Source organism: Pseudoalteromonas sp. GutCa3, assembly GCF_002836155.1.
Classification (GTDB): Bacteria; Pseudomonadota; Gammaproteobacteria; order Enterobacterales; family Alteromonadaceae; genus Pseudoalteromonas; species Pseudoalteromonas arctica.
Genome location: NZ_PJBK01000056.1, coordinates 89947 through 102403 on the forward strand (window position 1 = coordinate 89947; position 12457 = coordinate 102403).

Sequence of the window (12457 nt, forward strand, 5' to 3'; positions counted from 1 at the left end):
CTAAAGTAAAAAACACTTAGGGTAAAGCTGCAACTATGACAACGGATACCAAAAATAAAAAAGACACACCTAAAAAAACGCCAAAACAAAAAGGCCTATCAATATTAAAAAGTGTGTTGATATATGGTTTCATATTTTTCGTAATTTATAACGCTGTCAATTGGTGGCGACAACCTGTTATGCCAGCAAATCCTCAATTACAATTAATAGATTATAAAGGGCAAAACATTGATTTGTCAGCAATGAGCCAAGATAAACCAACACTTGTCTATTTTTGGGGAACTTGGTGCCCTATTTGTAGTATTACCTCCCCTGCCATAAACGAACTCGCAAACGAGAATAACTACCCTGTGGTTAGCATCGCAATAAAATCAGGTTCGGATCAAAAACTACATGAGTATCTAAATGAGCAAGGCTACAGTTTTACCACTGTCAACGATCAACACGGTGAGATATTTGCCGATTGGCAGGGGCAAGTCACGCCTTCCTATATAATTTTAAAAGATAATAAAATGACGCAAGGGCTAACAGGCATTCAGCCGTTATGGTCACTTAAATTACGTTTGTGGTTATCATCAACGTTTTAAGAAAAAACTAACTGCAAGTATATAGGCACTAAATACGTGCTATCTCAAAAGAGGGTTCTAAAAGCTCGCTCTTTATTACCTACAATAATATAGCCAATAAAGAGCAAGGTTTACTTAATTTACGCATTAAAAGGGTTTAAAAACCCTTAGCGTAATTAAACTAATCTACTAGGGCGTGTTGATCTTTGTGGATTGAAATTTGTTCAATCTAGGGGCGATTAAATCGCGGCGCGAGGTTTGTAACCTAGTGGGCTAAGTAAAAACCGAGCAACAAAGAGTTAATCGTCCCTAGAAAGAACCCAAAGGGCAGCGCATGTTTGGTATTTATGCTGCGTTATCGCCTATTCATGGGGAATAACCACACTACATAGGCTCCGCCTTGCCTAAAAACCAAACATACTGCTGCAAATTCACCCACCAAAGATCAACACGCCCTAGTTATTAATAGATTGAATCACTAACGTGTACTTTGACGATTACCGCCTACTTTTGGTTTAGTGTTTGCCTTTTTAAATTGGCTAAAGCCGGTATGTCGCGTTAGTGCAGGACGTCCGCCTTTACTGCCACCTTTACCTGCTTTTTCATCACGCCCTTCTTCAGGCACTAAACAGTTAGGCCCTTTACCAATTAAATTAGCTTTACCCATTTTACGCAGTGCTTCACGTATCATCGGCCAACCTGCTGCATCATGGTAGCGTAAAATAGCTTTATGTAATCTACGTTGACGAGCACCTTTAGGTACTGGAACAACTTCTGTATTATTTTTTATATTACGTAAAGAGTTCATTTCTGTGTGGTAAATAGTCGTCGCATTAGCCATCGGTGATGGGTAAAAATTTTGTACCTGATCAAGCTTAAAGTCGTTTGATTTAAGCCATAAAGCCATGTTTACCATGTCTTCATCTTTTGTCCCTGGGTGAGCAGATATAAAGTAAGGAATTAAATACTGCTTTTTACCGGCTTCTTTAGAGTACTTATCAAATAATTCTTTAAATTGATCGTACGCCCCCATACCTGGTTTCATCATTTTTGATAATGGACCATCCTCTGTATGCTCTGGGGCTATTTTTAAGTAGCCACCTACATGATGCGTTACTAATTCTTTAACGTAACGGGGGTCGCGTACAGCTAAGTCGTAACGAACACCAGAAGCAATCAATACCTTTTTGATACCCTTAACTTCACGTGCTTTTTTGTATAAGTCTATTGTTGGCGTATGATCTGTATCCATATGCTTACAAATTTCAGGATACACACATGATAAACGTCTACAGGTACTTTCTGCCTTTTTGCTCGTACAACGCAGTTTATACATATTTGCCGTTGGGCCACCTAAATCAGAAATAACACCAGTAAAGCCGGGCACTTTATCTCTAATCTGTTCAATTTCTTCAATAATTGATTCTTGCGAACGACTTTGAATAATACGCCCTTCATGCTCCGTAATTGAGCAAAACGAACAACCACCAAAACAACCGCGCATAATATTAACTGACGTTTTGATCATGTCGTAAGCAGGAATTTTAGAGTCGCCGTAACTTGGGTGAGGAATACGCTGATACGGTAAACCAAACACAGCATCCATCTCATGTGTTTCTAATGGGTATGCTGGCGGGTTTACCCAAATAGAACGATCGCCGTGTCGCTGAAACAGTGCTCTTGCACAACCAGGATTTGTTTCTTGATGTAAAATACGCGAAGCGTGGGCGTATAAAGGTTTGTTAACACTTACTTGCTCATAAGCAGGTAACTTAACGTAAGTTTTTTCCCACGGTTTAGGTCGCGCAGGCTGAACCATAATTGGTTTTGCAGCTTCTGCCTTTAAGTCTATACCCGCTTGTTTAAATTCAGATTTACTGCAGCCAACATCATCAGCGCCGTATGGATTTGGAATAGGGTCGATTTTACCAATTTTATCTATAGCGGTGGAGTCACTTCCACGCCAACCTGGTAAAGGTTCTTTTCTGATAACAGCCGTGCCGCGAATATCTTGAATAGTATCCATTGTTTCGCCTGCGGCAATACGGTGTGCAACTTCAACTAACGGACGCTCTGCGTTACCGTAAATTAAAATATCAGCTTTTGCATCAAACAAAATACTACGACGTACTTTTTCTTGCCAGTAATCATAATGAGCTATACGACGAAGACTCGCTTCAATACCGCCAATAACAATTGGGATACCTTTGTATGCTTCACGGCATTTTTGCGAGTAAATCATTACGGCGCGATCTGGACGTTTACCACCTACGTTATCTGGCGTGTAAGCATCATCGTGGCGCATACGCTTTTCAGCTGTATAGCGATTGATCATCGAATCCATGTTGCCAGCTGTTACACCAAAAAATAAATTCGGTCTGCCTAGTTCCATAAATGCATCTTTAGAGTCCCATGCTGGCTGGGCAATAATACCCACTCTAAAGCCTTGCGCTTCAAGTACACGGCCAATTACCGCCATACCAAAACTAGGATGATCGACGTACGCGTCGCCACTAATTATTATTATGTCACAGCTATCCCAGCCAAGTGCATCCATTTCTTCACGTGTAGTTGGTAAAAATGGCGCGGTGCCATAACATTCAGCCCAGTATTTAGGGTATGAAAATAAGGCGCGCTTAGCTTTGAGTGTGCTCATAATTGTGGCCGTAGAATAACAAAAGGCGCGAATTATACCCTACTAAATTGTTTATATATACAAAGTAGTCAAAGCATATCGCGCCTTAAATTCTAAATCGTTCATTAGCTTAAATAATAAGTTAATCTTTTTAGCGTTTATTTATAAATTCTATTAATTCATTTTCAGGCATGGGTTTAGCATACATAAAACCTTGTACTTCATCGCATCCTAAATCTTTTAAGAACTGGGCTTGCTCTTGTGTTTCGACCCCTTCAGCAATTGTTTTTAAGCCCAATTTAGCACCAAGAGATATAACTAAGGCAGCAATAGCGCCAGTGTCGTCATTTGGTAAATCTTTAATAAATGCACGATCTATTTTCAACCGATCCAAAGGTAAACTTTGAATGTAACTCAGCGACGAAAAACCAGTACCAAAGTCATCAATAGCAACTTCCATTCCGAGTTCTTTTAGCTCGCTTAGCGTACTAATAACCGTTTCCAGCTCATCCATTACTACGCTCTCGGTGATTTCTAATTCTATGTTTTTTGGCTTAACACCATATTTTAACAATGTATTTTTAACAGTTTGCGCATAACCTTTTACTTTAAACTGTGGGACAGACACATTAACTGCAATACAAATTTCTGTGCCCATATTTTCTAGGCGCTTTTGCTGTTGGCAAGCTTGTTCTAATACCCACTGCCCTATATCAACAATTAAACCCGCATCCTCTGCAAGTGGCACAAACACAGCCGGCGATATATACACGCCATCACTTGCCGGCCAGCGTAATAATGCCTCACATCCAATTAGCGATAAGTCATCTAGTGCAAGTTGAGGTTGGTACCATACCTCTAATTTATTTCGAGCAAAGTCATGACGTAACTGCCTAATAATCCCTATCCGCCAAGCCATCTTATCTTGCATATCAATATTGTAATAAACGCCTTCTTTATGCTTTGCTTTTTTAGCTTGGTCAAGTGCAATATAAGCAACTTTCAGTGTATCAATACCGCTACTTTGAAAGTCTTGTTGTTGGCATAAGCCCACTCTAAAATCGATAGGGAGTAAATGTTCTTCTGCGTAAAATGAAATACCTAATTGCTCATTCAACTTTTTCAAGTCAAATTCGTCTTGGCGAATAATAAAACCAAAAACATCAGCGCCAATACGTGATAGTAATTTAGCTGTTGGGTAATTTTCTCTTAACCTTTGCACAATGCCAATTAATACTTTATTGCCGACCTCTTGCCCTAAGCCGTTATTAATATCTGCAAAATTAACTACATCAAGTAATACAAATACATGATCGTTCACGTGTGGCTTTTGATAACTCACCACACGCTCAATAAAGTTAGTACGATTTGAAATACCAGTAAGCACATCTTTATAAGCAGCATCTCTTAACTTTACAAATAACCTTATGTTATCAAGTGCTACACTTACATTAGTTAAGAAAATTTCAGCAAATTGTAGCTGTGCTTGTAAGGGAATGTGGTCGCACTCTATATATAAAGCCGCTTTTCGATGCTTACTTTTTAATATAAATGTTGAACTTGAGTCTATGTGTTGGTGCTTTGACAAACCAAAACACGACTCAACTTGTTCAAATACTTTGCTATCAACATTAATTAATTTTTTACCAAAATAGCTTTCGTAATGCCCGCAACCACCTAAGACCTGAATAAAATCATCGCCATCTAACTTACTGCAAACAAGCCCTCTAGGTGAACATTTTAAAATAATACTCATGTGCTTGATGATTTCTTTGCATAATTGCTTAACATCAGTAAGTCCTAAAATAGACTTTGATGCTGAAACAATCGTGTTCATTGCATCACTTTGATATTCAAGCTGACATACCTGCTCGTATGAGCGAATAGCGGTTATAAGCGAAGTTACTAACTTAGAACGAGTCAGCTCTGTTTTCGTTTTATAGTCATTTATGTCGTATTCTCGTATTACTTTTTCTTCTGGTGTAATACCTGCTTGCCCTGTTCTTAAAATAATTCTTACATGTTGATTATTTAATTCGTCACGCACCCTTTTTACAACCTGCAAACCGGCATCGTCAGTTTCCATAACAACGTCTAAAAAAATAACCGAAATATTTTTATTTTTAGCTAGCATTTCTATTGCTTCTGCACCCGAATAAGCATCGTGAAATCGCAAGCCAGCCCCTAAAAACTCAACGCCAGACAAAGCTAATTTTGTTACAGAATGAATCTCAGGTTCGTCATCAACAATTAAAATATCCCAAAACTTAGTCTGCTCAACAACAGCATCGTCTTCAAAATCTTGTTCAAAAAATAAAAAATCGTTTTGATCTGACGACATTCGCTCTCCTAAGTAGCAATCAATAAATTATTTTTGGTTTATAATCTAATTCATACTATAGTCGATTAATAAAAAGTTGTTGTATTTCAACTTGAAAAACTAATAAAAGGTGTGCTTATTAAACCATTAAAAATATTAATCAAATGCGTACTGTTATTACTATTAGTATTGGCACTGGTAGGGCTAATACTGCCTCAAAGTTATAGTGTAAATAAAACAATCGAAATTAATGCCAATCTTAAAGTAATAAAGCCGCTTATCACCGACTTTAGCCAATGGCAAAAATGGTCTCCATGGGAAAAAGTAGACCCCAGCATACGTTTTACTTTGGGCGAACCCAGTTCTGGCCTAGGGGCTCATCAGTCTTGGAAAGGAAAATGGGGGTATGGTGAAATGATCATAACTTCGGTAAGCCAAAATAAAGTCAGCTTCAACATACTTTTAAATGCTGAACATATTATTAGAGGTACATTTAACCTTAGCGAGCAAAACGGTATAGTTACGTTAATATGTAATATTAAAGGTCAAACAACTGCTCCTTTAATATCTGGTTACACTGCAATTTTAAGCGAGTACGTACTCAGTAATACAGTTTCACTGGGGTTAAATAACCTTCAAACTGTTGCACAGCTTAGTGATCCACAAAGGATAATGCACAGTCATGACAGTCAAAACAGCACAGGCGAGAATTAATCTTGCCAACATCATCGAATCCTTACTTGGTTACCCTATAACAAAAGTAGGTAGTAACGGTGTACTACCTACTAACGAGCAAAGTTACGATATTAAGGGCCAAATTAAGCCGCTTTATCATATTAACAGTGAAAACTCTGTTTTAGCTCGCGCTCAAAAACGCCAAGATTTATTACTTATTAAACAACAACAAAATATAGAATCAATTTTAGCAATGGCTATGGGGTTTTGCCCTGATGTAGCAAGTAGTAAACAGCCCGATGTTGATTGGGTAGAGCATTTTATAGCTCTGTGTGAAGATACTTCTAATGAATCAATGCAAATTTTATGGGCAAAAATTTTAACAGGAGAAACACTCAATCCTGGTACGTTTTCAATTAAAAGCCTACAAACTTTAAAGCATATGACACAGCGAGAAGCAGACTCTTTGCAAAAATGTGTGTCGCTCTCAGGCTATAACGAAAAAGACGACAGCCACTTTATATTACTCGGCTTTTACAAAAAACCGTCCTTGTTTGATTTGCTACGAAAAGGCAATAAAGTATCTCTAAATTTAGGAAAAACGGGTATTAGCTTTCCTGATATTTTAACGCTCATGGATCTTAATTTACTGTATAGAAAAGAAATTGAATCTGCAGTGCTTAAAGCGGGGCAAGAACTTACCCTTTCATTTTTATCGCAAAAAGTAACGTTAAAAGCAAAGAGTAGTGATTTGGTATTAAGCTATTACAAATTTACTCAAACAGGTGATGAGCTATCTAAACTCATTAATTTCCCTGTCAATAAGGTCTATAAGCAGTTGATTAATAATGCGCTAGAGGGAGAGTTTGATTTAGCGTGGCACGCAATAAAATAATATGCCACGCTTTGTTTAATTAGAAAATACTAATTAAAAATGAACCTGAATACCCGCAAATGGGCCAGATGCATCAATATCAGTAGTAATATCATCTACATCATCAAGTTCTAATACCATAGAGCGGTAACCTGCTTTAACAGCAACATCTACTGCTAGGTTATCAATAAGTTCCCACGCTACGCCTACTTGATAATCTTGTACTTTACTGTCGTCAATAGCCAAAAAGCTACCTTCAAAAAATACACTTAAACCAGTAAATGGTAAGCCAGCTTCGGCACGGCCGTATGCAAGAGGAACAAAACCAGAGAAGTCTTTGGTTTCGGTAAAGTTAGTACCACCATTTTGGGTAGTGCCACTTACAACAATATCACCGTCAAACTGTTTAGCATTTAAACCTAGGTCTATTGAAATTAAGTCATTATCAAAAATTTCATAATAAAAAATATAATCAATATGCGTTAAATCACTTACCGTATTTACAGTAGAACCAACAACATAATCAGAACCATTGAAGCTAAATGTATCTGTAAGCAGCGCAGAACCATTTAACTCAAGCTCTGTATACTTTAATTTGATATTTGGTACTAACGGCACTGGGTGCTCAAGCGCCGCGTAATAACTTACAAAAGTCTCATCTTCAAAATTAAAATCTTGAGATGCATTATTTTTGTAAGAAAATTGGCCATCGTTATCTGACTTCCATCCATCAACACCTACGTATAAACCTAGTAAAGTGTCAGCTTGCGCTGCCGGTGCTAAACATGCCATTGAAAGGGCTGCTGCTAAACAATACTTTTTCATTTTTTATCCTTGAGCTAGTAGTTCGCTAAGTTCGATTAAAGCCGCATTGGCTCTAGAAATATAATTTGCCATAACTAAAGAGTGGTTAGCAACATAGCCAAAACCATTCCCGTTTAAAATAAGTGGGCTCCACACTGTTTCTTGGGTTGCCTCAAGCTCACGTATAATTTGTTGAACGCTTACACGCGCATTTTTCTTTTCAAGTACATCAGCAAAGTCGTACTCTATCGCTTGTAAAAAATGTAGTAATGCCCAAGTAGCACCGCGCGACTCGTAAAATACATCGTCAATTTCTAACCACGGTGTTCTTACTTGCTGCTGCAGTGGAGCAAGAGTTGCTTGTTTATTAGATGAATTACCCGCTAAATCGGTGTTCACTTTTTCTTGGCCTACACTGGCACTTAAACGCTGACTTAAGCTACCTAAACGTTTTTCAGCTTCTTTAAGCCAACTACGTAAGTTATCTGCTCGTGCATAAAATTGGCTATCGCGCTCATGCTCGTTAGCAATTTGTCCACGATATACCATTAAATAATCAATACCTTTTTGATACTCACCTTCAGCACTTGGCCATGCCCATGCTTCAGAGCTTATATTAAACTGTGGCTGCGCCTTTTTAAGTGCTTCATGTTCCGTTGATTGTGATTGCGAACGGCTAAAATCTTTTCGCATAGAAAGCGATAAATCACGTACCATTTCTAGTGCGCCATATTCCCACGCTGGCATATCATCCATAATAATACTTGGTGGTATTACATCATTTGATAAGTAGCCACCGGGTTTATCTAGTAAGGTATTTGCTACTGTAATTAATGTAGAAGTAGTTACATAACCCGTAACTATTTTTTCATTACGAAGCTGCGCTTGCTCTTTGGCGTTTGCAACAACATCAAAACGTGAAGGCTCAGTGCTCCAATAAACAGCAATTGCGTAAAATATGATAAGCAGTAAAACAACTATTCCTGCTATTTTTCCTTTGTGTTGCGACATGTGTACTCCTAGTGATGAGCGTGTTGAGTAGATGGTTTTGACTGCGTAGCTTGCGCTTCAAGCGACACGACTTGAGCATTAGTGAACAAGCGATTACCGTCACTAAAATATAGCGTGAGTTTGCGTTCTTGCCCTACTTTTAATGGCTCTTGTGGTTCAAATACCATTAAATGATAACCGCCAGGTTGAAAACTGACACTTTCGTGCGCTTTAATTTCAACTGATTCAACTTGTTGCATTTTCATCATGCCGTCTACATGTGAATGCTCGTGTATTTCAACACGCCCTAAGCCATCAATAGTTGCCTTAGTTAAAGTTGCTGCGGCTCCACTGTGATTTATTAGCGTTAAATAACCTACAGTTGAAGTACTGCCAGGTAAAAACTCTCTAATTTGCGCGTTAGTTACTTCGAGCACAGCCACATCAGAACCATGATCGTGCCCTGAGTGCGCCGCCAACGATGACGAAAAAAAACTAAATATTAATGCAGAAGCCATCGAAAAACATAGTTTCGTCATCATTCTTATCCTTATGAGAACTTTAAATTACAGGCTAAATTTAACATAGTTAACCTATAATAGTCAGTCAAATTAAGGATTAAGAGGCTACTTTTTTGTTATCGGCAACAAGCCAGCACAACACTGCAACAAATAGTAACGGCCATGCAATCATTATAGATCCGAATAAAAGCGCTAAAACAGTCCCTGCTAATGCCACTACACCCGCACCAACTAATCCCATAGTAATTAAAGCCACTACAGCAACTACAGCAACAATTGCGGCCAAAGCACCTACAAGCTCGAGCCCAGCCCAGCTAATATCAGCAATCCATAACGGCAACTGCCAAGAATCAATCTGCACAAACGTAATTAAATCAGTAAACAGTAATAAATAGATAATTACACATACTGCCAAAGCTTTCATAGTAACTCTCCTTATACCAACCGGTTTATATATGAGGTCTCTTTAACGATAAGAAAATTGCGCTATAACTAGGCAAAAATTTTTATATCTAGTTGTTCTAAATAAAAATTTTTAACAACGTTATAGAGTGATTTAATTCCTTAAATTGTTCAAATATTTATGCCTGTTGGTATTAATACTCTTTATTTTCAAGGCAGCAATGCGCTATAAAATAACCAAGTGCAATTGCAAACGGAAAACTCAAAAACAACAAAATAGTAACTACGCGTGTTGCCCATACAGGAAAGCCCAATCTATGGGCTAAACCACTACAAACACCCGATATTTTTTTATTTAGAGTATCTTTATACCAACCTCGTTGACGATTAAAGCTGTTCATAGCAATCTCCTAAGCAGTTTGTTTTAAATTAGTATTTAAGTTCGCTTTTAAGCGAGCCAGTTCAGCATCAATTTTTTCATTTTTAACTAACGACTCAATTTGGGCACTCGTAGAGCTTGCTGTATCAGTCAGCTCATAAGCCTCTACTTGAGCTTCAATACCTTCAACACGCTGCTCTATTTGTTCAAAACGAGACAACGCATGAGCTACTTTATCGCTTTGTAGTTGCGTACTGATTCGCCCTCTAGCAATAGCAACATTATGACGTTGCATTAACTGAGCTTGCTTAGTTTTAGCCATAGCCATTTTTTGCTGCAGACGCTCACAATCAACCTTAATTTTTGCAATAGACTCTTGCAGTGTTTCTAGTTGAGCTTGCTTATTTTCAATGCTTTCGTTAACGCGCTGCTTTTCAAGTAAGGCAGACTTAGCAAGGTCATCACTGCCCTTCTCAACCGCACGTTCTGCTTTAATTTGCCAAGCTGCTAATTCTGTTTTTTTAGTATCAATTTGGCGATTAATTATTTTCTCTTCACACAATAAAGCGGCTGCTGTACTACGGCACTCATTCAACGCATCTTGCATCTCGGTAAGCATCAAGTTTAAAAGTTTTTCTGGGTCTTCTGCTTTATCAAGCATAGCGACAATGTTTGATTGAATTACGTCATTTACGCGGTTAAATATTCCCATGGTATTCTCCTGTTGATTTTTAATTAATTTCAACAAGAAGATTCCAAGAGTTGTGCCAAGTTCATCAAAAAAAAATTAAACATTTAAAATCATAGTGATAAACAAAAAGCACTCTAGTTTTTAGTGACTTCAAGCTGAACAGCATAGAGTGTAATTGGCCAATAAATTATGCTTTTGACTAATATTTAGGATCAAAAAAGCCACTCGAAAGTGGCTTAAATTTAGAACTTTTAAAGCTTAGCTTTATTCTGGTACAAAGCTTAATGCTTTATCCATTACCGATAAATCAGCTTGCTTACCATGACCACTTTCAGAAAGGTGGCGTCTAAAACCTCGTGCACCAGGCTGCCCCTGAAAAATACCGAGCATGTGACGTGCAATATGCCAAAAATTAGCACCCAAACGCATTTCTTCTTCAATGTAGCTGTACATTGAGCGCACTACGTCGTGGCGTGATTGTGTGTTTGCAGCATCACCATAAATTTTCTCATCAACGTCATTGAGCATAAATGGGTTACTGTAAGCTTCACGCCCAATCATTACACCATCAATATGTTGTAGATGTTCTAGGCTCTGCTCAATTGTTTTAACACCGCCATTTAGGCTTAAGTCTAGCTGCGGATAATCTTTTTTAAGTTGATAAACACGTGGGTAATCAAGCGGTGGGACTTCACGATTTTCTTTCGGGCTTAAACCATTAAGCCATGCTTTACGAGCATGAATAATAAAATCATCACATCCTACTTTATGAGACGCTTCAATAAGCGCACATAAAAACTCATACGAATCTTGCTCATCAATACCAATACGCGTTTTAACAGTTACAGGAATACTTACTTCGCTTTTCATTGCTGCAACACACTCAGCAACTAATTGAGGCTCAGCCATTAAGCATGCGCCAAATCGACCATTTTGAACTCTGTCTGACGGGCAACCTACATTTAAATTTATTTCGTCATAACCACGCTCACCTGCGAGCTTTGCACATTGCGCAAGCGCTTTAGGATCAGAGCCACCAAGTTGCAGTGCAACTGGGCCTTCGTGTTTATTAAAATGTAAGTAGTCGCCTCGACCAAATAAAATAGCCCCTGTGGTTATCATTTCAGTATAAAGCACAGTATGTTTAGTCATTTTGCGATGAAAAGTACGACAATGGCGATCAGTCCAATCAAGCATTGGTGCCACAGAAAAGCGTCTATCCAAAGTACATTTATTCAAAGCAAACCTCAGGGTATTAAAGTTATTAAGCACAGCTTAAAAGGCGCTGCATTTTACACAAAAGCCTAGCGAGCATCAATGTAAAGAAAACACCTAAAAACCAAAATAATAATCTACACCAATTAAAATAAACCATATGACTCTGCTAAAGCCCATTTATCTGTATAGGTTAAACTTTCAACAGCTATGTTTATTTTTAGGTAAGGCAAAGTCTACGTGATGTGGCTATCCCTATAAATAGGCGATAACGCAGTATAAATACCAAACAGATGTTGCCCTTTGGATTCGCCCTTGGGGCGATTTACCTTTGTAGCCTACATAGGTTCAGATTAGGGACATTAACAGAACGCAAAAACTTTGC

At 38.2% G+C, this 12457-nt stretch carries 12 protein-coding genes; 3 read left to right on the forward strand and 9 right to left on the reverse strand.

What is annotated here, in order from left to right; all coding sequences use genetic code 11:
- Positions 1-35 precede the first annotated feature (35 nt).
- Positions 36-587 carry a protein disulfide oxidoreductase gene (locus CXF64_RS09700; protein ID WP_101216899.1) on the forward strand — a complete coding sequence of 184 codons (552 nt, stop codon included), beginning with the start codon at positions 36-38 and terminating at the stop codon, positions 585-587.
- 457 nt (positions 588-1044) lie between these two features.
- On the opposite strand, the gene CXF64_RS09705 is transcribed toward CXF64_RS09700, so the two are convergent.
- Positions 1045-3222, reverse strand: a complete 2178-nt coding sequence (locus tag CXF64_RS09705) for a YgiQ family radical SAM protein (RefSeq protein ID WP_007580292.1) — start codon at positions 3220-3222, stop codon at positions 1045-1047.
- Positions 3223-3352: 130 nt separating this feature from the next.
- The gene (locus CXF64_RS09710; protein WP_101216900.1) at positions 3353-5542 is read right to left on the reverse strand and encodes a bifunctional diguanylate cyclase/phosphodiesterase; all 2190 of its coding nucleotides are present in this window, start codon (positions 5540-5542) and stop codon (positions 3353-3355) included.
- A gap of 111 nt (positions 5543-5653) precedes the next feature.
- On the opposite strand from CXF64_RS09710, the gene CXF64_RS09715 reads away from it, so the two are divergent.
- Both CXF64_RS09715 and CXF64_RS09720 read left to right on the forward strand, forming a co-directional pair.
- Positions 5654-6235 (forward strand): SRPBCC family protein, encoded by a 582-nt coding sequence (locus tag CXF64_RS09715; protein WP_007580289.1) that lies wholly within the window; start codon positions 5654-5656, stop codon positions 6233-6235.
- Entirely contained in the window at positions 6204-7091 is an 888-nt protein-coding gene (locus CXF64_RS09720; protein WP_024594005.1) for a TIGR03899 family protein, read from the forward strand. Before CXF64_RS09715 ends, CXF64_RS09720 begins: the two co-directional genes overlap by 32 nt.
- Positions 7092-7124: 33 nt before the next feature.
- Here the strand turns inward: CXF64_RS09720 and CXF64_RS09725 are convergent, their stop codons facing one another.
- The 7 genes from CXF64_RS09725 to dusA form a co-directional block, all read right to left on the reverse strand.
- Positions 7125-7895 carry a TIGR04219 family outer membrane beta-barrel protein gene (locus CXF64_RS09725; RefSeq protein ID WP_007580285.1) on the reverse strand — a complete coding sequence of 257 codons (771 nt, stop codon included), beginning with the start codon at positions 7893-7895 and terminating at the stop codon, positions 7125-7127.
- 3 nt (positions 7896-7898) lie between these two features.
- Positions 7899-8885, reverse strand: a complete 987-nt coding sequence (locus tag CXF64_RS09730) for a DUF2333 family protein (RefSeq protein ID WP_007580283.1) — start codon at positions 8883-8885, stop codon at positions 7899-7901.
- 8 nt (positions 8886-8893) lie between these two features.
- Entirely contained in the window at positions 8894-9403 is a 510-nt protein-coding gene (locus tag CXF64_RS09735; protein WP_024590184.1) for a copper chaperone PCu(A)C, read from the reverse strand.
- Between the two features lie 79 nt (positions 9404-9482).
- On the reverse strand, positions 9483-9809 hold the full coding sequence (locus CXF64_RS09740; protein ID WP_010554260.1) for a hypothetical protein: 327 nt from the start codon (positions 9807-9809) through the stop codon (positions 9483-9485).
- A 172-nt stretch (positions 9810-9981) separates the two neighbouring features.
- Positions 9982-10188, reverse strand: coding sequence for a PspC domain-containing protein (locus CXF64_RS09745; protein WP_101216901.1), 207 nt, complete (start codon positions 10186-10188; stop codon positions 9982-9984).
- A 9-nt stretch (positions 10189-10197) separates the two neighbouring features.
- Positions 10198-10878 carry a PspA/IM30 family protein gene (locus tag CXF64_RS09750; protein ID WP_101163632.1) on the reverse strand — a complete coding sequence of 227 codons (681 nt, stop codon included), beginning with the start codon at positions 10876-10878 and terminating at the stop codon, positions 10198-10200.
- Positions 10879-11121: 243 nt separating this feature from the next.
- Complete coding sequence (gene dusA, locus CXF64_RS09755) at positions 11122-12054, reverse strand: tRNA dihydrouridine(20/20a) synthase DusA (protein ID WP_024589770.1); 933 nt, start codon at positions 12052-12054, stop codon at positions 11122-11124.
- Positions 12055-12457: the final 403 nt, after the last annotated feature.

Excerpts from the sequence above, each read along its gene's own strand:
- CXF64_RS09700 (WP_101216899.1), top strand. The coding sequence starts at position 36 with ATGACAACGGATACCAAAAATAAAAAAGACACACCTAAAAAAACGCCA.
- CXF64_RS09705 (WP_007580292.1), bottom strand. The coding sequence starts at position 3,222 with ATGAGCACACTCAAAGCTAAGCGCGCCTTATTTTCATACCCTAAATAC.
- CXF64_RS09710 (WP_101216900.1), bottom strand. The coding sequence starts at position 5,542 with ATGTCGTCAGATCAAAACGATTTTTTATTTTTTGAACAAGATTTTGAA.
- CXF64_RS09720 (WP_024594005.1), top strand. The coding sequence starts at position 6,204 with ATGACAGTCAAAACAGCACAGGCGAGAATTAATCTTGCCAACATCATC.
- CXF64_RS09725 (WP_007580285.1), bottom strand. The coding sequence starts at position 7,895 with ATGAAAAAGTATTGTTTAGCAGCAGCCCTTTCAATGGCATGTTTAGCA.
- CXF64_RS09730 (WP_007580283.1), bottom strand. The coding sequence starts at position 8,885 with ATGTCGCAACACAAAGGAAAAATAGCAGGAATAGTTGTTTTACTGCTT.
- CXF64_RS09735 (WP_024590184.1), bottom strand. The coding sequence starts at position 9,403 with ATGACGAAACTATGTTTTTCGATGGCTTCTGCATTAATATTTAGTTTT.
- CXF64_RS09740 (WP_010554260.1), bottom strand. The coding sequence starts at position 9,809 with ATGAAAGCTTTGGCAGTATGTGTAATTATCTATTTATTACTGTTTACT.
- CXF64_RS09745 (WP_101216901.1), bottom strand. The coding sequence starts at position 10,188 with ATGAACAGCTTTAATCGTCAACGAGGTTGGTATAAAGATACTCTAAAT.
- CXF64_RS09750 (WP_101163632.1), bottom strand. The coding sequence starts at position 10,878 with ATGGGAATATTTAACCGCGTAAATGACGTAATTCAATCAAACATTGTC.
- dusA (WP_024589770.1), bottom strand. The coding sequence starts at position 12,054 with ATGCTTGATTGGACTGATCGCCATTGTCGTACTTTTCATCGCAAAATG.